Origin of the sequence: Pleomorphomonas koreensis DSM 23070 (assembly GCF_000425185.1) — a bacterium.
GTDB lineage: Bacteria > Pseudomonadota > Alphaproteobacteria > Rhizobiales > Pleomorphomonadaceae > Pleomorphomonas > Pleomorphomonas koreensis.
Window position 1 is genome coordinate 107,593 of the sequence record NZ_AULH01000008.1, and the last position, 20,051, is coordinate 127,643.

At 66.3% G+C, this 20,051-nt stretch carries 16 protein-coding genes and 2 tRNA genes; 4 read left to right on the forward strand and 14 right to left on the reverse strand.

Annotation, left to right across the window (positions count from 1 at the left end):
* Positions 1-21: 21 nt before the first annotated feature.
* The 3 genes from H512_RS0107260 to H512_RS0107270 form a co-directional block, all read right to left on the reverse strand.
* Positions 22-1,251 (reverse strand): LL-diaminopimelate aminotransferase, encoded by a 1,230-nt coding sequence (locus H512_RS0107260; RefSeq protein WP_026782889.1) that lies wholly within the window; start codon positions 1,249-1,251, stop codon positions 22-24.
* 172 nt (positions 1,252-1,423) lie between these two features.
* On the reverse strand, positions 1,424-2,164 hold the full coding sequence (locus H512_RS0107265) for a cytochrome c biogenesis CcdA family protein (protein ID WP_026782890.1): 741 nt from the start codon (positions 2,162-2,164) through the stop codon (positions 1,424-1,426).
* A 115-nt stretch (positions 2,165-2,279) separates the two neighbouring features.
* Positions 2,280-2,921: a lysozyme family protein gene (locus H512_RS0107270; protein ID WP_036790547.1), complete on the reverse strand. Its 642-nt coding sequence runs from the start codon at positions 2,919-2,921 to the stop codon at positions 2,280-2,282.
* Positions 2,922-3,102: 181 nt separating this feature from the next.
* On the opposite strand from H512_RS0107270, the gene H512_RS23010 reads away from it, so the two are divergent.
* The 4 genes from H512_RS23010 (at position 3,103) to H512_RS0107290 (ending at position 9,268) form a co-directional block, all read left to right on the forward strand.
* Entirely contained in the window at positions 3,103-4,140 is a 1,038-nt protein-coding gene (locus H512_RS23010) for a TRAP transporter substrate-binding protein (RefSeq protein ID WP_084798347.1), read from the forward strand.
* Positions 4,141-4,202: 62 nt separating this feature from the next.
* Positions 4,203-6,683, forward strand: a complete 2,481-nt coding sequence (locus tag H512_RS0107280; protein ID WP_169507136.1) for an EAL domain-containing protein — start codon at positions 4,203-4,205, stop codon at positions 6,681-6,683.
* Between the two features lie 462 nt (positions 6,684-7,145).
* Positions 7,146-7,577 (forward strand): TadE/TadG family type IV pilus assembly protein, encoded by a 432-nt coding sequence (locus H512_RS0107285; protein ID WP_084798348.1) that lies wholly within the window; start codon positions 7,146-7,148, stop codon positions 7,575-7,577.
* Positions 7,577-9,268 carry a pilus assembly protein TadG-related protein gene (locus H512_RS0107290; RefSeq protein WP_053239659.1) on the forward strand — a complete coding sequence of 564 codons (1,692 nt, stop codon included), beginning with the start codon at positions 7,577-7,579 and terminating at the stop codon, positions 9,266-9,268. The genes H512_RS0107285 and H512_RS0107290 overlap by 1 nt, the downstream gene beginning before the upstream one ends.
* Before the next feature lie 127 nt (positions 9,269-9,395).
* Here the strand turns inward: H512_RS0107290 and H512_RS0107295 are convergent.
* From H512_RS0107295 to tgt, 11 genes are all read right to left on the reverse strand, one after another.
* A tRNA-Val gene (locus H512_RS0107295) sits at positions 9,396-9,471 on the reverse strand.
* A gap of 184 nt (positions 9,472-9,655) precedes the next feature.
* On the reverse strand, positions 9,656-10,000 hold the full coding sequence (locus tag H512_RS0107300; RefSeq protein ID WP_281170332.1) for an HU family DNA-binding protein: 345 nt from the start codon (positions 9,998-10,000) through the stop codon (positions 9,656-9,658).
* Positions 10,001-10,120: 120 nt separating this feature from the next.
* Positions 10,121-12,553, reverse strand: coding sequence for an endopeptidase La (gene lon / locus H512_RS0107305; RefSeq protein ID WP_026782896.1), 2,433 nt, complete (start codon positions 12,551-12,553; stop codon positions 10,121-10,123).
* A gap of 356 nt (positions 12,554-12,909) precedes the next feature.
* On the reverse strand, positions 12,910-14,172 hold the full coding sequence (gene clpX, locus H512_RS0107310; protein ID WP_026782897.1) for an ATP-dependent Clp protease ATP-binding subunit ClpX: 1,263 nt from the start codon (positions 14,170-14,172) through the stop codon (positions 12,910-12,912).
* A gap of 199 nt (positions 14,173-14,371) precedes the next feature.
* Complete coding sequence (locus tag H512_RS0107315; protein WP_026782898.1) at positions 14,372-14,998, reverse strand: ATP-dependent Clp protease proteolytic subunit; 627 nt, start codon at positions 14,996-14,998, stop codon at positions 14,372-14,374.
* A 343-nt stretch (positions 14,999-15,341) separates the two neighbouring features.
* On the reverse strand, positions 15,342-16,691 hold the full coding sequence (gene tig, locus H512_RS0107320; RefSeq protein ID WP_026782899.1) for a trigger factor: 1,350 nt from the start codon (positions 16,689-16,691) through the stop codon (positions 15,342-15,344).
* 168 nt (positions 16,692-16,859) lie between these two features.
* A tRNA-Leu gene (locus H512_RS0107325) sits at positions 16,860-16,944 on the reverse strand.
* Between the two features lie 237 nt (positions 16,945-17,181).
* Entirely contained in the window at positions 17,182-17,706 is a 525-nt protein-coding gene (locus H512_RS0107330) for a DUF4405 domain-containing protein (RefSeq protein WP_026782900.1), read from the reverse strand.
* A gap of 100 nt (positions 17,707-17,806) precedes the next feature.
* Complete coding sequence (locus H512_RS0107335) at positions 17,807-18,202, reverse strand: TfoX/Sxy family protein (protein ID WP_026782901.1); 396 nt, start codon at positions 18,200-18,202, stop codon at positions 17,807-17,809.
* Positions 18,203-18,243: 41 nt separating this feature from the next.
* Positions 18,244-18,906, reverse strand: a complete 663-nt coding sequence (gene tenA, locus H512_RS0107340) for a thiaminase II (RefSeq protein ID WP_026782902.1) — start codon at positions 18,904-18,906, stop codon at positions 18,244-18,246.
* Positions 18,903-20,039: a tRNA guanosine(34) transglycosylase Tgt gene (gene tgt, locus H512_RS0107345; protein ID WP_036790550.1), complete on the reverse strand. Its 1,137-nt coding sequence runs from the start codon at positions 20,037-20,039 to the stop codon at positions 18,903-18,905. The genes tenA and tgt overlap by 4 nt, the downstream gene beginning before the upstream one ends.
* Positions 20,040-20,051 lie beyond the last annotated feature (12 nt).

The window sequence follows — 20,051 nt, forward strand, 5'->3', positions numbered from 1 at the left end:
TGGTGGTGGCGTGGCGGCCGGTCAGCGGAATCCGCCGGCCGGCGCGTAGTTATGCATGGTTTCCTCGGCTGTGTCGAAGAATCGCCGCAGTCCCCGCGCCGCCTGACGGATGCGCTGCTCGTTCTCGACGAGAGCGATGCGGACATACTCGTCACCCTGCTCGCCGAAGCCGACGCCGGGGGCCACCGCCACCTCCGCCTTCTCGATCAGCAGCTTGGAAAATTCCAGGCTGCCGAGCGGCTTGAAGCGCTCGGGCAGCGGCGCCCAGGCGAACATCGAGGCGCGCGGCACCGGGATGTCCCAGCCGGCGCGGCCGAAGCTCTCCACCATCACGTCGCGGCGGCGCTTGTAGGTCTGGCGTACCTCGTCGATATGGGCGTCGGCGTCGGGATCGTTGAGGGCGGCGGTGGCCGCCACCTGGATCGGCGTGAAGGCGCCGTAGTCGAGGTAGGACTTGACGCGGGAGAGCGCGGCGATCAGCCGTTCGTTGCCGACGGCAAAGCCCATGCGCCAGCCGGCCATCGAGAAGGTCTTGGACATCGAGGTGAACTCGACGCAGACGTCCATGGCGCCCGGCGCCTGCAGCACCGAGGGCGGCGGCACGCCGTCGAAATAGATCTCCGAGTAGGCGAGATCGCTGAGCACGAACACCTCGTGCTTGCGGGCGAAAGCCACCACGTCCTTGTAGAAGTCGAGTTCGACCACCTCGGCCGTCGGGTTGGACGGGTAGCAGAGCACCAGGGCGAGCGGCTTGGGGATGGAGTGCATCACCGCCCGCTCCAGCGAGTGGAAGAACTCCGGCCCCGGCGTCACCGGCACCGAGCGGATGACGCCGCCGACCATCAGGAAGCCGAAGGCGTGGATCGGATAGCTGGGATTGGGGCAGAGGATGACGTCGCCCGGCGCGGTGATCGCCTGCGCCATGTTGGCGAAACCTTCCTTGGAGCCCAGCGTCGCCACGATCTGCGTGTCGGGGTTGAGCTTCACGCCGAAGCGGCGGGCGTAATAGGCGGCCTGCGCCTTGCGGAGGCCGTTGATGCCGCGCGAGGCGGAATAGCCGTGCGTGTCGGGCCGCTGCACGGTCTCGATCAGCTTGTCGACCACGTGGCGGGCGGTGGGAAGGTCGGGATTGCCCATGCCGAGGTCGACAATATCGGCGCCCGAAGCTCGCGCGGCAGCCTTGAGCCGGTTGACCTGCTCGAAGACATACGGCGGGAGGCGCTTGATCTTGTGGAACTCGTTGTTGCTCATGGGGTTGACCTCGGTATGGTCGTGGTAGCCGGCGGTTTTCGCCCCGCGCCGGCCGGCGGGTCTGTGCTTCTAGATCAATTCGGACGAGGGTGAAAAGGGACTTTTGGACCGCTTCCGGCCGATCGGGCCAAAAAGGCGGCCCTGTTGCCGTTCCGCCCCGTCCGCAGGCGCCTCAACCGATGGCCGAGAGCGCCGGGAAGGTCTCCAGAAGCCAGAACGACGCGCGCTGCATGCCGCCTGACAGGAACAGCGCGCCGGTGATCACCAGCACGCCGCCCATAGCTCGCTCGACCAGCGGGAAATGCCGCCGGAAACGGCGCATGAACAGCACGAAACGGGCCGCGAACAGCGCGGCGATCAGGAAGGGCACGCCGAGACCCAGCGAGTAGACGGCGAGCAGCAGCGCGCCGTCGGCAACGGTGTCGCGGCTGCCGGCCACCGACAGGATGGCGGCCAGCACCGGGCCGATGCAGGGCGTCCAGCCGAAGGCAAAGGCAAGGCCGAGCAGGAAGGCGCCGCCGAGGCCGGCCCGCACGCGGGGGCCGTGGAAGCGCGCCTCGCGATAGAACAGCGCCACGCGGAACAGTCCGAGAAAATGCAGGCCCATCAAAATGATGAAGACACCGGCCACCATGCCGAGCACGCCCGACCACTCGCGGACGATCTGGCCGAAGGCCGAAGCCGTGGCGCCGAGCGCCACGAACACCGTGGTGAAGCCGAGCACGAAGGCGAGCGCCACCTGGGCCGCCCGCCGCTTGGCGGCAAGCCGGCTCATCTCCTCGCCGGTCAGCTCCTCAATCGAGGCGCCGGTCAGGAAGCCGAGATAGGGCGGAACGAGCGGCAGCACGCAGGGGCTCACGAAGGAGAGCAGGCCGGCGCCGAATGCTGCGATCAGGGTGACGTTCGCGTCCATGGGACCTCTGTGCCGCGGGGCACCGACTGATAGCCGATTTCTCCGCGGCGCGCGAGGTGGGTTTTCCGCCCGCCGGTCAAATCGCCGCGAAGTCCCGGCCGGCCACCCTCCCCGTTCAGGCTGCCGGGCGAATCGCCGCCAGGAAGCGGCGGCCGTGCTGGGCAACGGTTCGCGCCCGGTCGGAACCGTTGATGATGCGCCGGGCACCTATCCAGTCGTCGCGCAGCCGGACACCCGACGGCGTGCAGGTGAAGAAGTCGGCAAGCCTGGCGCCGGTGAAACTGCCGGCCTCCATGCCGTGAAACAGGATCTCGACGGCATAGTCGAGCCTTTTCGCCAGCTCCGGCGTGGCGAGGAGGTCGACGGCGGCGCCGGTGACCCCGGAGAGATGCGCCGACATCGCCGCGTAGTTAACCTTCCAGGTGAGTTGCACGAAGCCGCGGCCGTGGTAGCGGGCGCCGTCGCCGGGCGCCGTGTTGCCGAACCGGGCGGCCCGCTGCGGCCGCTGCCCGGCCGGACCGTAGAGCCGCTCGAAATAGGCGGTGCCGCCGCGCTCGTCGATCGGCTGCATGGTGCGGGCCGTCTCGTGATAGGCGGTGGCCAGCGCATAGGCGAGCCAGCGACGATCGCCACCCGGCCTCCGTGCCTCCCAGCCGTCGAGCAGCGCGGTGAGCCCGTCGACCTGCGACTGCGTCAGCCGGCCGCCGAACAGGCTGCCTCGCACGGCACGAAAGAAGAAACTCCGATCGATCGGCATATGCTTCTCATACCCCCTGTGGGTTGATCCGCCTCTCGCCCATGCTACGCTTGGGCGAGACCGGGTGCATAAGCCGATAAACCGGCGCGATGCTGGAGATTTGCTGATTAACTATTATCTAGTAACAGCCGCATATATTGGCTATCTGGGTTGCATACGGTTGTACGCATCGGGGGACCGGATGATCAGGCTGTCGGCAATCGTTGGACTGGCATTGACTGCCGGTCTCGCGGCGCCTGCTTGGGCAGGCGGCACGACGGCCATCGACGTTGCCAGCACCTTTCCGCTGTCGCTGCCGCTATTCTCGCAGGCGGCCGAAAGCCTGACGCGGCAAGTGGAGAGCCTGACCGACGGCGAGGTGCGGCTCGCCTTCCACGAGCCGGGCGAACTTGCCCCGGCCACCGAGACGCTGGATCTCGTCAGCTCCGGCAAGCTGGCCGCCGCCTGGGCCACCGCCGGCCAGTTCGCACGGCACGACAGCGCCTTCGAGCTTCTGAGTTCCATCCCCTTCGGCCCCGACACCGTCGAGTACATGGCCTGGCTGTTCGACGGCGGCGGGCTCGCCCTGTCGCGCGGCATGTTCGGCGCCTACGGCATCCACAACATTCCCTGCATGGTCTTCCCGCCCGAGGGCGCCGGCTGGTTCTCGAACGAGATCCGCAGCGTCGACGATCTCCGCGGCCTGCGCATCCGCTACTTCGGCCTTGGCGGCCGCGTGCTGGCCAAGCTCGGCGCCGACGTGGTGCAGATGCCGGCCGGCGAGATCGTTGGCGCCATGCGGCGCGGCGAGATCGCGGCCGCCGAATATTCGCTGCCGTCGATGGATCTGGTGCTCGGCCTGCAGGACGTCGCCAAATACTATTATTTTCCCGGTTGGCATCAGCAGTCGACACTCTATGAACTCTATGTGAATCAGGCCGTCTGGGGCAAACTGACGCCAAAGCAGCAGGAGACCATCGAGGCCGCCTGCGCGGTGGTGATGCGCGACGGCATCGGCCGGGCGCAGACCATGCAGACGGAGGCGCTTCAGGAACTCAAGGCACGCGGCATCAAGCTGAGACGGTGGTCGCCCGACCTGCTCATGACCTTCGAGGCCGCCTGGGCGGCGGTGGCCGACGAGCAGATGGCGACAAGCCCGAAATTCAGGGAAGTCTACGAGTCCTACGACCGGTTTCACAAGAACTATGAGTTCTGGAAGCGTTTCAGTTATCTTCGTTGAGGTCATCGAAGCAATCGAGGGGGCAGTCGGGACTGATGAACTGGCAGGGGCTGACGAGCGGCGTGAGGGACGCGAGCATCCGGACCAAGATGTCCGGCGCGCTGATCTTCGTGCTGCTGCTGATCGCCGCCGTCAGCGCGCTCGGCGTGGCGCAGGTCGTCTCGGTCAACCGGGTCACCACCGAGATCCGCGAGGTGCGGCTGCCGCAGGTGGAGATTCTGGAGAAGCTGCGCCGCCTCGCCCTTCAGCACCATCTCGTCGTCATGCGCCGCCTGCAGGTGATCGACTATCGCAATCTCGCCGAGATCGACGCCAGCCTCGACGAGACGCGCCTCGAACTTGAGACGGCGGCCGGCAGCTTCAAGGCGACCATCCGCTCGGGCGAGGAGGAACGGCTGTTCGCCGTGTTCTCCCAGGCATGGGCGACCTATCTCGCCTCGCTCGACCGGGTGAACGACGCGCTTGAAAGCGGCGAGCAGGAAGAGGCCACCTCGCTTGCCAACGGCACGACGCGCGTCGAGTACCAGACGGCGGCACGCGAGCTGGAAAGCCTGATCGCCTATGCCAAGGCCAAGTCGGAGGATGCCGCCGCGCGAGCCTCGACCGCCGTGTCGCGGGCGATCAGCCAATCGCTCGCCCTGTTCGCGATCGCCAGCCTGGCGGCGCTGGCCGCCATCTCCTGGGTCCGGCGCAACATCTCCGGCCCGCTGCGTTCCATCACCCTCGCCATGCGGCGCCTGACCATCGGCGACCACACCACGCCCATCCCCGAGCCGACGCCCCGCCGCGACGAGATCGGCGTGCTGCTGCTCGCCCTCTCCGGCTATCGCGACGCGCTGATCCACAGCCGAGACTTCGCCCGCAACGCCGAGCGGGAATGGGAACGCCTGCGCGCCGCCGTCGCCAACATGCCGGTCGGCCTCTCCATGTTCGATGCCGACGACCGGCTGATCATCTGCAACCGCATCTATTGCGAGATGTACGGCCTGGCGCCCGAGGACACCCTGCGCGGCCGCCATTGCGACGAGATCTTCGCCAACGCCACGCGCCACGGCGGCATCTATGAAGCCTTCCGGGACACGCTGCTCGAAGCGCGGGCCGGCGGCGACGCCACCGTCCACGCCGTGTTCGAGACCGACGACGACCGCATCCTCGCCCTCGGCATCCAGAACATCGCCGGCGGCGGCTGGGTGGCCATCCACGAGGACGTCACCGCCCGCCGCCGCGTCGAGGAGCGGATCCGCCACATGGCCCGCCACGACGCGCTGACCGACCTCGGCAACCGCCTGCTGTTCCGCGACTGCCTGGAAGAGGCGCTGTCCGGGCTCGACGACCGCCGGGGCGTCGCCGTGCTCTGCATCGACCTCGACCGCTTCAAGAACGTCAACGACACGCTCGGCCATCCGGTCGGCGACGCGCTGCTGCAGGCGGTGGCCGACCGCCTCCGGGCCTGCATCAGCCAGACCGATATCGCCGCCCGCTTCGGCGGCGACGAGTTCGCCATCATCCAGCTCGCTCCCATGCCGCAGCCGGATACCGCCAGCAACCTCGCCGGCCGCATCGTCCGCATCATCGGCGAGCCCTACGAGATCGATGGCCAACAGATCATCATCGGCGCCAGCGTCGGCATCGCCATCGCGCCGTACGATGGCACCGACCCCGACACGCTGCTGAAGAATGCCGACATGGCGCTCTACACGGCCAAGGCCGACGGCCGCGGCGTCTATCGCTTCTTCCATGACGAGATGGGCCTGCGCTCGCAGACGCGGCGCCTCCTGGAGCTGGAGCTGCGCCGGGCGCTGATGTCCGAGGAGCTGTGCCTCCACTACCAGCCGATGTTCAACATGGAAAACCGCGAGGTCATCGGCTTCGAGGCGCTGTTGCGCTGGAACCACCCGATCCGTGGCATCGTGCCGCCCAACGAGTTCATCTGGCTGGCCGAGGAGGTCGGGCTGATCCTGCCGATCGGCCAGTGGGTGATCGAGCAGGCCTGTCGCGATGCGGCCGCCTGGCCGAAACATATCGCCGTCGCCGTCAATGTGTCGCCGGTGCAGTTCCGCGACAAGGGCTTCGCCGATCAGGTGATCGGGGCGCTCGCCGCCTCCGGGCTGGAGGCGCGCCGGCTGGAGATCGAGATCACCGAGCGCGTGCTGATCGCCGACACCTCGTTGACGCTCGCCCTGCTCCAGCGCCTGCACGAGATCGGCGTCCGCATCGCCATGGACGATTTCGGCACCGGCTATTCCAGCCTCGGCTACCTGCGCAAGTTCCATTTCGACCGCATCAAGATCGACCGCTCGTTCGTCGCCGACCTCGGCGAGGGCGACCAGGAATCGCTGGCCATCGTCCGCGCCGTCGCCAGCCTATCGTCCAATCTCAACATCGCCACCACCGCCGAGGGCGTCGAGACCGAGCAGCAGTTCCTGCGCCTGCGGCAGGAGGGCTGCGACACGGTTCAGGGCTTCCTGCTCGGCAGGCCCATGCCGGTCGATGACGTCGTCCGGATGTTCGCCGACAGCGACAGCGCCATCTCCGCAGCATAGCCGCACCTCACGAGTCACTGGAAATCGGATCCCGGCCGCTCTGCGCCACCGCATCCTCGGAGCTGTGACGGCACATGTCCGTCCACGGCGCTTCCGGCGGCAGTCAGTTCTCCGGAACACCCTGTCACGTTATTTCCACGCAGTTTTGGACCGACATGCGTTCCGGCGCCTCCGGCAATTGTACCCGCCGATCGGCCTCGGCTGACGGCCGGTCGCCATCCCGCCAGAGGTGACAAGGGGCGCCATCGCGGCAATCGCATCGCGTCCGCCCTTCCCTTTCCTCCGGCGACGGAGCGGAGCATCCGGCTTTTCCGCTTTTGCCAATAGGGGGATACAAATCTCCCGAGGCGCTTAGTACACTTTTAATTAGAACTTACTGAATTCATGTCCCTGTAATAGCGACATTCTCATTGGCATCATATCTAATACAGGATGAAATAGACTCAGCAGGACTACCAGGCAATGCAGGTATCCGCCATGCGTCGCTTCTGGATTGATCGAAAGGGAACCGCAGCTGTCGAGTTCGCTTTTGTCGGTCCCCTTTTCGTCATGCTCATGACAGGAGTCGTCTGCTTCGGCAGCTTGTTCGGCATCAATTTCAGCGTGCAGGAACTGACGTCGGAGGCGGCCCGGGCGGCCGTATCCGGCCTGACCGACGGCGAGCGTCAATCGATCGTCCGGTCCTTCATTGCCGGCAACGTCGGAAGCTACCCGCTCCTCGATCCCACGCGGGTTACCGTCGAAAGCCGGACCACCGACAATGCGACGCGGTCCTACACCGTCACCGTGACCTACGACGCCTCCACATCCTACGTCTATTCGTTTTCCGGTCTCATCCCCCTTCCGGATCCCGTCGTCCGTCGCAGTGCGGTCATCCGCCATGGCGGCTACTGATGAAGGAGATCGTGGTGCATCGTGCCGCGCTGACTTTCGCGCGCCAATGTCAGGGCGCCATCGCTCCACTGACGGCTGTCGTCATGACGGTGATCATCGGCTTCGCGGCGATCGGCCTGGATGTCGGCAGCTTCTATCTGGCGCGGCGCACCCTGCAAACCACCGCCGATCTTGCGGCCATCGCCGCGGCCAACGATATCGGCAACGCTCGCAAGGCCGCTCTCGCCACGATAACGGCGGCCGGCTATCCGGCCGACACCCTGACCAGCATCGAGACGGGCACCTATTTCGCCGACAAGGCTTTGGCGGTCGATCAGCGGTTCAAGACATCCGGCAGTTCGCCCGTCAACGCCGTACGCATCGCCCTCAACAGCCAAACGCCGATGTTTTTCGGTCGCGCCCTGCTGTTCCTGACCGGCCGCTTGTCGGACACCGGCGCCCGGAACGGCGTCGAGATCAGCGTTCGGGCCACCGCCACCACCAGCCGCTTCGCCAGCCTGTCGGTGGGGTCACGGCTTGCCAGTCTCGACGGCGGCATGTTGAACGCCTTCCTGGGGGCACTGCTCGGCACGAAGCTGTCGCTGTCGGTCATGGACTACGACGCGCTCGCTTCGACCAACATCGACCTGTTCACCTTCAGCCAGGCTCTTGGCAGTCAGATCGGGCTGACCGCCGTTTCCTACCAGGAGATCCTCGCCGCCAACGTCACGACCGGACGATTGCTCAGCGCCGCGGTTTCGGCGGCGCGGGCATCCGGTGGCAATTCGGCGGCGACCGCCGCTCTGGTGACGCTGGCCAACGCCACGGCGACTGCCTCGGGCAGGATCAGCCTGTCCAGGCTGATCGACCTCGGGCCCTTCGCCAAGATGCCGGTCGAAGACCGGCCGCTCATCGGCGCACGTGTCAACGCGCTGGATGTCGTGAGAGCCGTCGCCGAACTGGTGGGGAGTGGCCGGCTGGTCAAGACCTCCGTCTCCCTCGGACTGCCAGGGATAGCATCCGCCTCGTTGAGCATCGCCGTCGGCGAGCAGCCGGTCGGCAGCCCGTGGTTCGCCGTCGGAGCCGAGGCGGTGTCGGTGCACACGGCGCAAACGCGCGTGCTGCTGGATCTGGCGCTGGTCGGCGATTCCACCTTCTCGCTGGTCAGCCTTTCTCTCTATGTCGAAGCGGCGGCGGCCACGGCCACCATCCAGCGGATAAGCTGCTCGGATGGTTCGGTGCAGGTTGCCGTCAGGCCGTCGGTCATCGACCTGTGGATCGGCAGCGTCAGCGACGCCGAGATGACCAACATGAAGGTCCGCCCCACGCCCAAACCGGCAACCCTGGTCAACGTTCTGCTGCTCGCCCAGATCAGCGGCCTGGCCCATGTCACCATTTCCAACATGGATGACGTCAAGCTTGCCTTCAGTGCCGCCGACATCGCCGGCGGCAAGCCGAAGACGGCCAGTACCAGGGACTTCCTGACCAGCCTGACCGCGTCGCTGCTCGGCGACCTGAAGCTCTATGTCAACAATCTCAGCCTGCTGCCCACCGCGCTGCTGAATACGCTGCTGACCAACATCCTCGTCAAGGTGACGGCGCCGATCGATACGCTGCTCTATCGAACGCTCAGCCTGCTCGGCATTGGTCTCGGCAATGCCGACGTCTGGGTGCACGGCATGCGCTGCGAAGGCGCGGTGCTGGTCGGATAACCGCGGAGAGGAAATCAGCCGATCGATACCGGCCGGGTTTCAGGCGCCGGAACGAGCCGCAAGCCGTCTGCTGCCGCAACATGCAACATGCGGACAGGTGTCGTCGTCTTGATTGTCCGGGAAATAATGGTGGGCGGTGACGGTCTCGAACCGCCGACATCCAGTGTGTAAAACTGGCGCTCTACCAACTGAGCTAACCGCCCGCAGCGATCACCCGACAGGGCCGATCGGCCCCCTGCTCTAAACACTCGGCCACCCGAATGCAAGATCATCGGCCGCCCGCCGGCAAGGGCGGAGCGGAGCAAAAAAGGCGCGACCGTTGCCGGCCGCGCCATTCAAACTCCGACCGGGCTCCGATCCGGGAAAGGACCGGCACGAACCGGCAGATCAACCGTTGACCGCGTCCTTGAGGCCCTTGCCGACGCGGAACTTCGGCTGCTTGGAGGCGGCGATCTTCAGCGGCTCGCCCGTCTGCGGATTACGGCCCTCGGAGGCGGCGCGCTCGGTCACAACGAAGTTGCCGAAGCCGACGATGCGGACTTCGTCGCCCGCCTTCAGCGCTTCGGTGATCGTCGCGAAGACCGCGTCGACGGCGGCACCGGCCTGCGCCTTGTTGAGCGACGCCTTCTCGGCGACCTGCGTGACCAGATCGTTCTTGTTCATGTCGTGTCCCTTTGTCTGACTCTTTCGGCAGCGGACTTGTCCGTCGCCCCGGCGGCACGTTTCCCGGATTTCCGGGGAAAATCAAGTGCGGAAAGACCGCTTATGCGCGATTTTTTGACCGGAGACGAAAAAGACCCGGGCTTTGGAGGCCCGGGCCGGAAATTTGTATGACAAGCGGACGCCGTCGGTTCAGTGCGCGGTCACCGCCGACAAATCGGCGGCATCACCGTCGGCGACCGGCGCCGAGGCGACTTCCTTCGATTCGTCCCAGGCGATCGGCTCCAGCGGACGCACCAGCGCCACCTTCAGCACGTCGTCCATGTGCGCCACCGGAATGATCTCCATGACGCTCTTGACGTTCTCCGGGATGTCGGCGAGGTCCTTGGCGTTCTCGTCGGGGATCATCACCGTCTTGATGCCGCCGCGATGGGCGGCGAGCAGCTTCTCCTTGAGGCCGCCGATCGGCAGCACGCGGCCGCGCAGCGTGATCTCGCCGGTCATGGCGACGTCGTGGCGCACCGGCACGCCGGTCATCACCGAGACGATCGAGGTGACCATGGCGATGCCGGCCGACGGACCATCCTTGGGCGTCGCGCCCTCCGGCACGTGCACGTGGATGTCGCGCTTGTCGAACATCGGCGGCTCGATGCCGAAGTCCACCGCCCGCGAGCGGACGTAGGACGCCGCCGCCGAGATCGACTCCTTCATCACGTCCTTGAGGTTGCCGGTCACCGTCATGCGGCCCTTGCCGGGCAGACGCACGCTTTCGATGGTCAGCAGCTCGCCGCCGACCTCGGTCCAGGCCAGACCGGTGACGACGCCGACCTGGTCGGTGCCCTCGGCCTCGCCGTGGCGGAAGCGCGGCACGCCGAGATACTGCTCGACCTTGTCCGGCGTCACGGTGATCGACTTTAGGGCGCCCTTCGACTTCTGGAGTTCCGTCACCGCCTTGCGGGCGAGCGACATCATCTCGCGGTCGAGATTACGGACGCCCGCCTCGCGCGTGTACTGGCGGATCACCGTGCGGATGGCGTCGTCGGTGATCTCGTACTCGCCCGCCCGGAGACCGTGGTCGGCGATCGACTTCGACAACAGGTGCCTTTTGGCGATCTCGACCTTCTCGTCCTCGGTGTAGCCGGCGATACGGATGATCTCCATGCGGTCCATCAGCGGGCCGGGGATGTTCAGCGTGTTGGCCGTGGTGACGAACATCACGTCCGAGAGGTCGTATTCCACCTCAAGGTAGTGATCCATGAAGGTGTGGTTCTGCTCGGGGTCGAGCACCTCCAGGAGCGCCGACGACGGATCGCCGCGGAAGTCCATGCCCATCTTGTCGATCTCGTCGAGCAGGAACAGCGGATTGGACTTCTTGGCCTTCTTCATCGACTGGATGACCTTGCCGGGCATCGAGCCGATGTAGGTGCGGCGGTGGCCGCGGATCTCGGCCTCGTCGCGCACGCCGCCGAGCGACATGCGCACGTACTCACGGCCGGTCGCCTTGGCGATCGACTTGGCGAGCGAGGTCTTGCCGACGCCCGGCGGGCCGACGAGGCAGATGATCGGCCCCTTCAGCTTGTTGGCCCGGCTCTGCACGGCCAGATACTCGATGATGCGCTCCTTGACCTTGTCGAGGCCGAAGTGATCCTCGTTGAGCACCGCCTCGGCATAGGCGAGGTCGTCGCGCGTCTTGGAACGCAGCTTCCAGGGGATGCCGAGGATCCAGTCGAGATAGTTGCGCACCACGGTGGCCTCGGCCGACATCGGCGACATCTGCCTGAGCTTCTTCATCTCGGCCGTCGCCTTCTCGCGGGCCTCCTTGGAGAGCTTGGTCTTCTTGATGCGCTCCTCCAGCTCGGCCAGCTCGTCCTTGCCTTCCTCGCCGTCGCCGAGTTCCTTCTGGATCGCCTTCATCTGCTCGTTGAGGTAGTACTCGCGCTGCGTCTTCTCCATCTGCCGCTTGACGCGGCTGCGGATGCGCTTCTCCACCTGGAGCACGGAAATCTCGCTCTCCATCAGGCCAAGCACGCGCTCCAGCCGCTCGACCACCGATTTCAGCGACAGCACGTCCTGCTTCTCGGAGATCTTGACGGCCAGATGGCTGGCAATGGTGTCGGCAAGCTTGGAATAGTCGTCGATCTCCTTGATGGTGCCGAGCACCTCGGGGGAGACCTTCTTGTTCAGCTTGACGTAGTTGTCGAACTCGACCAGCACCGAGCGGGCCAGCGCCTCCACCTCGACGCGGTCGCTTTCCACCTCTTCGAGCGGACGAACCTCGGCCTCGAAGTAGTCGGTACGGTCGATGAAGTTGACCACCTCGGCGCGGCGTGCGCCCTCGACCAGCACCTTGACGGTGCCGTCGGGCAGCTTCAGGAGCTGGAGAACCGTGGCCAGCGTGCCGACGGTGTAGATGTCGGCGGCGGCGGGATCGTCGTCGGAAGCGTTGCGCTGCGTCGCCAGCAGGATCTGCTTGTCGGCCGTCATCACCTCTTCGAGGGCACGGATGGACTTCTCGCGCCCGACGAACAGCGGCACGATCATGTGCGGGAAAACGACGATGTCGCGAAGCGGCAGGACGGGGAGGACGTCCCGTTCGGCGCCAGTCGTTGGGGTGGATGCGGCCATGGAGGAGGTTCCTTATCTGGTGGCCCGCCGGCTGGCCTGTCGGCGCCGGCGTCCGTCGCACGCGGTTACGGCGGGGGCCGCCGACCGCAAAAGTCGGAAGGCCCGGATTCGGCAACGGGTGAGAGGATCGGGAGAGATGATCCGCTTGCTGGCCGTCCGGTCCGCCCCGTCATGGGCGCAAGGCCGGACGCCGTCCCGTTTCCGTCGCCGCCGCGTAAGCGGATACATGGATCGCGGCGACTGTGCTTTCAAGGTCTTGACACGAACCTGTCTCAGGCCCCGAGCATCAGCGTCCCCGGCCCTGAAGCGGGCCGGGCATGAGGCGGCGAACGACGCGTCGCCGCCCGGAGCGGTCGTCAGGCACCCGTGCCGGTGTCGTCCAGACGCTCGCCGTAGACATAGATCGGCTTGGCCTTGCCGACGACGACGTCGGCGGAAATCACCACTTCCGACACGTCCTCGAGGTTCGGCAGCTCGTACATGGTTTCGAGCAGGATGCCCTCCATGATCGAGCGCAGGCCACGGGCGCCCGTCTTGCGGTCGATCGCCTTGCGGGCGATGGCGCTGAGCGCATCGTCCTGGAACGACAGCTTGACGTTCTCCATCTCGAACAGCCGCTGGTACTGCTTGACCAGGGCGTTCTTCGGCTCGGTCAGGATGATCACCAGCGCGCCCTCGTCGAGGTCTTCCAGCGTGGCGAGCACCGGCAGGCGGCCGACGAACTCGGGGATCAGGCCGAACTTCAGGAGGTCTTCCGGCTCGACCTGGGCGAACAGCTCGCCGGTGCGCCGGTCCTCGGGGGCCGCCACCTGCGCCTGGAAGCCGATCGACGTCGACTTGCCGCGCGCCGAGATGATCTTCTCGAGGCCGGCGAAGGCGCCGCCGCAGATGAACAGGATGTTGGTGGTGTCGACCTGCAGGAATTCCTGCTGCGGATGCTTGCGGCCGCCCTGCGGCGGCACCGAAGCCACCGTGCCCTCCATGATCTTCAGGAGCGCCTGCTGCACGCCCTCGCCCGACACGTCGCGGGTGATCGACGGATTGTCGGACTTGCGGCTGATCTTGTCGACCTCGTCGATGTAGACGATGCCGCGCTGCGCCCGCTCGACGTTGTAGTCGGCGGCCTGCAGGAGCTTCAGGATGATGTTCTCGACGTCCTCGCCGACGTAGCCGGCCTCGGTCAGCGTCGTGGCGTCGGACATGGTGAACGGCACGTCGATGATGCGGGCGAGCGTCTGGGCGAGCAGCGTCTTGCCCGAGCCGGTCGGGCCGATCAGCATGATGTTCGACTTGGCCAGCTCGACGTCGTTGTTCTTCGAGGCGTGGTTGAGGCGCTTGTAGTGGTTGTGGACGGCCACCGCCAGCACCTTCTTGGCCTTGTCCTGGCCGATGACGTAGTCGTCGAGCACCTTGCGGATTTCCGAAGGCGTCGGCACGCCGTCACGCGACTTGACGAGGTTGGACTTCGACTCCTCACGGATGATGTCCATGCAGAGTTCGACGCATTCATCGCAGATGAACACCGTCGGGCCCGCGATGAGCTTGCGGACTTCGTGCTGGCTCTTGCCGCAGAACGAACAGTAGAGAGTGTTCTTCGACTCGCCGCTAACCTTGGTCATCCAATCATTCCCGCTCGGTTGCCGGGCGCCCCGTCTCCCCGCTTGCGCGGAAAAGGCCGGACCGACCGTCCCTCTCGATCCCTTTCCGGTGACCGGACCCGCTGGAACCGCCACCGGCGCATATTGCGCAACAAGGACTCAAGATAGCTTTAACGTACCGATCTCACGCGCCGTCGCCAGCCGCCGGCAAACCTCTTGCTCAGGGCTGCTCGGGAACCGCCCGGCTGGCGATGACATCGTCGACGAGACCGAAGGCCTTGGCCGCGTCGGCGTCCATGAAGTTGTCGCGCTCCAGCGCTTCTTCCACGGCCGCGAGGTCGCGACCGGTGTGCTTGACGTAGATCTCGTTGAGGCGGCGCTTCAGCTTCAGGATCTCCTGGGCGTGCAGCATGATGTCCGCCGCCTGGCCGCGGAAGCCGCCCGACGGCTGGTGCACCATGATGCGCGCGTTGGGCAGCGAGAAGCGCATGCCCGGATCGCCGGCCGCCAGCAGCAGCGAGCCCATCGACGCCGCCTGGCCGATGCAGAGCGTCGACACCTTCGGGCGGATGAACTGCATGGTGTCGTAGATGGCGAGGCCGGCCGTCACATAACCGCCGGGCGAATTGATGTAGAGGGAGATCTCCTTGTTGGGATTCTCCGACTCCAGGAACAGCAGCTGCGCGCAGACCAGCGTGGCGACGCCGTCGTCGATGCCGCCGGTGATGAAGATGATCCGCTCCTTGAGGAGGCGCGAGAAAATGTCATAGGCGCGCTCGCCGCGGTTCGTCTGCTCGACGACCATCGGGACCAGCGTACTCATGGTGAAATCGACCGGATCCTTCATGCGTTTCCTCGGCGTTCGACGGACGAACCGCCCTTTCCGCTCCCCCGTTCGGGGCGCCAGCGGACGGCGGTGGCGTCGCTTGCAAATCAGTCTTGCCGTGATCGTTACATCCCAAGCTGACGCTTGGCTACACCAAAGCCTCTGAATTTTCGGTGCATGGTGTACGGCCTGCCATGCCCTTTGAACAGCGGGGAAAGTCCCTTCTCTGGGCACTTATGCATCGCCGGCCGGCTTCGCAAGTCGTCTGGAACGACACGCAAACCTGCCCCCCGCAAAACGAGAACCGGCCAGGGCGTCGCCGCCCCGGCCGCTGACCTCGTCAGGGGATGGGAGGAAAGGCCGATCAGACGGCCGGCTCCTCGTCGTCCTTGAACAGCTCTTCCTTGGTGACCGTCTTGTCGGTGACCTTGATCAGGCCCAGGAGAACGTCGACCACCTTCTCCTCGAACACCGGCGCCTGCAGCGAGGCAAGCGCGTTGGCATCGCGACGGTAGAAGTCGAACACCGCCTTCTCCTGACCGGGGAACTGGCGGGCCCGCTCGATCAGGGCGCGCTGCAGCTCCTGCTCGTTGACCTGCACCTTCTCGCGCTCGCCGAACTTCGACAGCACGAGACCGAGACGGACGCGGCGCTCGGCGATCTTGCGATAGTCGGCGCGGGCCTTCTCCTCGGTGGTCTCCTCGTCCTCGAAGGTCTTGCCGGCCGACTTCATCTCGGCTTCGACCTGACCCCAGATGGCGTTGAATTCCTGATCCACCAGCGTCGCCGGCAGCTCGAAGGAATACTGCGCGTCGAGCGCGTCGAGCAGCTGGCGCTTGACCTTCTGGCGGGTCTGGCCGCCGTTCTGGGACTCGATCTGCTGGCGGACGATGCCCTTCAGCGCGTCGAGGCTGTCCATGCCGAGCGTCTTGGCCCAGTCGTCGTCGAGCTTCATCTCGCCAGGGGCGGCAACCTCGAACACCTCAATGTCGAAGGTAGCCGGCTTGCCGGCCAGATGCTTGGCCTGGTAATCCTCGGGGAAGGTCACCTCGATGACCTTCTTGTCGCCGACCTTGAGGCCGATCAACTGCTCCTCGAAGCCGGGGATGAAGCGGCCCTGGCCGAGGAAGATGGCGGCGCGGTCGTCGGCGCCGCCCTCGAAGGGCTCGCCGTCGATCTTGCCGAGGTAGGAGATGGTCAGCCGGTCGCCGGTCTCGGCGGCAGCGCCTTCCTCGCGGGCGACATAGCTGCGGGCGCCCTCGGCGATCTGGGTCAGGCGCTCGTCGACTTCCGAATCGCTCACCTCGACCACCGGCCGCTCGATGGCGATATCGTCGACCGGCGCCAGCTCGAACTCCGGCACGATCTCGTAGGAGAGGTCGTAGGCGAGGTCGAGGTCGCCCGACAGGATCTTCTCGGCGTCCTCGTCGGAGAGCTTGATCTGCGGCTGCATGGCCGCCTTCTCGGAGCGCTCCTCAAGAGCCTTGTTCGACGTCTCGCCGATCACCGTGTTGACGATCTCGGCCATGGCCGACTTGCCGTAGAGCTTCTTGAGATGGCCCTTCGGCACCTTGCCCGGACGGAAACCGCGGATCTGGGCGCGGCCCTTCAGATCCTCGAGATAGGCGTCGAGCTTTTCGGCGAGTTCGGAGGCCGTGACGACGATCTTGAGCTCGCGCTTCAGGCCTTCGGTCGAGGTTTCAGTCACCTGCATGGATGTTTTCTTTCGTCTCTGATCCCGAGAACGCCTCGAAGGCCCCTCCGGCGGTCTTCCCATCCGGCCCGGTCCGAAGAAGCGGTCCAATTCTGCCTTCACCACCGGTGGGACGCCGAAGGCGTGCCCCACACCGACCGCATCACCCTCGATCGCGGCGGGCCAATCTGGTGCGGGCGAAGGGACTTGAACCCCCACGGCTTTCGCCACTGGAACCTAAATCCAGCGTGTCTACCAATTCCACCACGCCCGCGATCGAAACCGCGCCGACCATCGCCTCCGATGCTCGAAGCGGGGTCTCCATAGCAAACTTCCCCGCAGGCACAAAGCAAAAAGGGGACGATTCGTCACGAACCTCCCCTTTGGTCGAGTTTGCCGGCTGAGCCATCGGACCGAAAAGCGGATTCACTTTTCGGGAAAGCCCGAAGCATGCGCAAGAGGCCGGAGCGGCGGCCGGCATTTATCCGGCCATCCGACGCTCCCGTTTCGGTCAAGGTACCGGCCGGGCCGTGGCGGCGCCCTTGTCGAGCGCCGCGCCGATCAGCTCGATGCCGTCGCGCCCCGACGCCTTGGCGAGCGCCGATACCGTGTCCTCCGCCGACGTCACCTCGACGCCGAGCGCTTCGAGGCGGGCGATCACCGTGTCGGCGTCGGTATGGCCGAGCGCCGCCAGCGCCGTCACCGAGGCGCCGTCGAGCACACCGAGCACCGCCATGCGCGGGTTGCCACCGCCTCCGCCTGCACCGGCATAGGCGAAGGCGGCGGCCGCCGCGAGGCAGACGACCGTCGACACCCACATCGCCGAACGGCGGAAATAGCCGAGAAGCGTCCGCCAGTTGCGCCAGACGTGCAGCCCGAAGGGCACGATCAGCGCCATGGACAGCACCTCGTGCATGGCCCGGAAATAGGCGTTGCCGACGTGGAAGAACAGCGCGACGCCGGATACCAGCGAGATCAGGAACAGCCACGTGGTGAGCGGCGTGGCGTAGCGCATCAGGATATCTCTGACGGACATGGGACTCTCTCGGGAGGCCGCGCGCCGAAGGAGCGGCGGAACCGTTGCCGGTCTACCACCTGGCCGGGCAACGATCCTCTCAGAAGTCCACCAAAGTGTATCAGTCGGTATCGGTGGCCACCCTCTTGCGGCGGCTGGCCTTGCGGGCCTTTTCCTCCGCCTTGGCCGCCTCGGCGCGGCGGGCGACGCGAACGGCCGCCCGGCACCAGTCGAGGAACTCGTCCGGCTCGTCATAGAGCCGTTCCGGCGCCCGCCAGTAGGACATCTGGGTGGTACGGCCGTCCTTGGTCACATACTCGAACTGCGGGCAGCCTTCCTCGATGAAGCGGCCGCGCGTCTCGTCGTCGACCTTGAAATAGAGGCTGCCATCGCCCTCGATGGCGAACGCCAGGCCGTCCTGGTAGATGGTCAGGCCGCCGAACATCTTGCGGAAGCTGACCCCGCCGAGCGGCTCCGTCAGCTCGCGCAGGAACTCCCTGAATCCGTCGTCCGCCATCCTTGCCCCCAACCATCGACGTCAGGAACATAAAGCGAACATCAAGCCCTGTCGAGTCCCATCTGCCAGAAGGCGGTCTCCAGCCGGCTCGCCTGCGCGAACAGGCCGGCGAGCTGGCGGAAGCGCGTTTCCCCCACCCCGTCGCCGGCCAGCGCGTCAAGATGGGCGATGGTGGACGCGGCGACCTGCTGGTAGCCGTCGCCGGCGTATTCGGCGATCCATGGCGCGTAGGGGTTGGTCGCGGCGAGCGCGCCGGGAACGGCGGCCAGCCGGCGGCCGATCTCCGCATAGCCGATCATGCAGGGGGCGAGCGCCACATGCAGATCGAGAAGGTCGCCGCGCACGCCCCAGTCGAGCACGAAGCGGGTGTAGGCGACGGTCGGCAGATCCTCGTCGGCCGCTTCGAGATCGGCGGGCGTCAGGCCCCAGCCCTGGCAATATTTGACGTGCAGGGCCATCTCGCCATCGAGGATGGCGCGCAGCCCGTCGAGGCCGTAGCGCATCTCCGCGAGAGTCCGGCCCTTGTAGGCGGCGAGCGCGTAGGCGCGGCCGAACTGGATCAGGAACAGGTAATCCTGCACCAGATAATGGCGGAAGGCGGCTTCCGGCAGCGTGCCGGCCGCCATCGCCTCCACGAAAGGATGCGTCACATAGGCGCGCCAGTCGTCGCCGGCCGCCGCCACCAGACGGTCGTAGAGGCTCATGCCGCCTCCCCCCGTGCCCAGGCCGCCTTGGTCTCGGCCTTGAAGTCGGCGAAGCGGCCGGCCGCGATGGCGTCGCGGATGCCGGCCATCAGGGACTGGTAATAGGCGACGTTGACCCAGGTCAGCAGCATGGCGCCGAGCGTCTCGCCGGTGCGGACGAGATGATGGATGTAGGCGCGCGAATAGTCGCGGGCGGCCGGGCAGTCGGACGTCGGGTCGATCGGCCGGGGATCGTCCATGTGGCGGGCGTTCTTGAAGTTGAGCTTGCCGAAGCGGGTGTAGGCGAGGCCGTGGCGGCCGGCCCGCGTCGGCATGACGCAGTCGAACTGGTCGATGCCGCGGGCGACGCTTTCGATGATGTCGTCAGGCGTGCCGACGCCCATCAGGTAGCGCGGCTTGTCCCTCGGCAGGATGGGATCGACGACGTCGAGCATCTCCAGCATCACCGCCTGCGGCTCGCCGACCGCGAGGCCGCCCACCGAATAGCCCTCGAAGGGCATGGCCGAAAGCTCCAGAGCGCTCGCCTGCCGCAGCGCCGGCACGTCGCCACCCTGCACGATGCCGTAGAGCCCCTGCCCTTTCTCCGGCCCGCCCATCGCCTCGAACTGCCGGCGCGACCGCTCGGCCCAGCGCAGGGAGAGGCGCATGCCGCGCTCCACTTCCTTCGGCTCGGCCGGCAGGCGGACGCATTCGTCGAGTTGCATCTGGATGTCGGAACCTAGCAGGCCCTGGATCTCGATCGACCGCTCCGGCGTCAGCTCGTGCCGGCTGCCGTCGATGTGGCTCTGGAAGGTGACGCCGCGCTCGTCCATGCGCCGGAGCTTGGCCAGCGACATCACCTGAAAGCCGCCCGAGTCGGTCAGGATGGTCTTGTCCCAGGTGGAGAACTTGTGCAGGCCGCCGAGCGCCGCCACCCGCTCGGCGCCGGGCCGCAGCATCAGGTGATAGGTGTTGCCGAGGATGACGTCGGCACCGCTTGCCTTGACGTCGTCCATGAACATCGCCTTCACCGTGCCGAGCGTGCCGACCGGCATGAAGGCCGGCGTGCGGACGACGCCGTGCGGCGTGGTGATCTCGCCACGGCGCGCCCGGCCGTCGGTGGCCTGGAGGCGGAAGGAAAAAGGCTGGCTCATCGGGCGGATACT

Bases quoted from the DNA above. Each gene is read 5' to 3' on its own strand.
- H512_RS0107260 (WP_026782889.1), bottom strand. From the start codon at position 1,251: ATGAGCAACAACGAGTTCCACAAGATCAAGCGCCTCCCGCCGTATGTC.
- H512_RS0107265 (WP_026782890.1), bottom strand. From the start codon at position 2,164: ATGGACGCGAACGTCACCCTGATCGCAGCATTCGGCGCCGGCCTGCTC.
- H512_RS0107270 (WP_036790547.1), bottom strand. From the start codon at position 2,921: ATGCCGATCGATCGGAGTTTCTTCTTTCGTGCCGTGCGAGGCAGCCTG.
- H512_RS23010 (WP_084798347.1), top strand. From the start codon at position 3,103: ATGATCAGGCTGTCGGCAATCGTTGGACTGGCATTGACTGCCGGTCTC.
- H512_RS0107285 (WP_084798348.1), top strand. From the start codon at position 7,146: ATGCAGGTATCCGCCATGCGTCGCTTCTGGATTGATCGAAAGGGAACC.
- H512_RS0107290 (WP_053239659.1), top strand. From the start codon at position 7,577: ATGAAGGAGATCGTGGTGCATCGTGCCGCGCTGACTTTCGCGCGCCAA.
- lon (WP_026782896.1), bottom strand. From the start codon at position 12,553: ATGGCCGCATCCACCCCAACGACTGGCGCCGAACGGGACGTCCTCCCC.
- clpX (WP_026782897.1), bottom strand. From the start codon at position 14,172: ATGACCAAGGTTAGCGGCGAGTCGAAGAACACTCTCTACTGTTCGTTC.
- H512_RS0107315 (WP_026782898.1), bottom strand. From the start codon at position 14,998: ATGAAGGATCCGGTCGATTTCACCATGAGTACGCTGGTCCCGATGGTC.
- tig (WP_026782899.1), bottom strand. From the start codon at position 16,691: ATGCAGGTGACTGAAACCTCGACCGAAGGCCTGAAGCGCGAGCTCAAG.
- H512_RS0107330 (WP_026782900.1), bottom strand. From the start codon at position 17,706: ATGTCCGTCAGAGATATCCTGATGCGCTACGCCACGCCGCTCACCACG.
- H512_RS0107335 (WP_026782901.1), bottom strand. From the start codon at position 18,202: ATGGCGGACGACGGATTCAGGGAGTTCCTGCGCGAGCTGACGGAGCCG.
- tenA (WP_026782902.1), bottom strand. From the start codon at position 18,906: ATGAGCCTCTACGACCGTCTGGTGGCGGCGGCCGGCGACGACTGGCGC.
- tgt (WP_036790550.1), bottom strand. From the start codon at position 20,039: ATGAGCCAGCCTTTTTCCTTCCGCCTCCAGGCCACCGACGGCCGGGCG.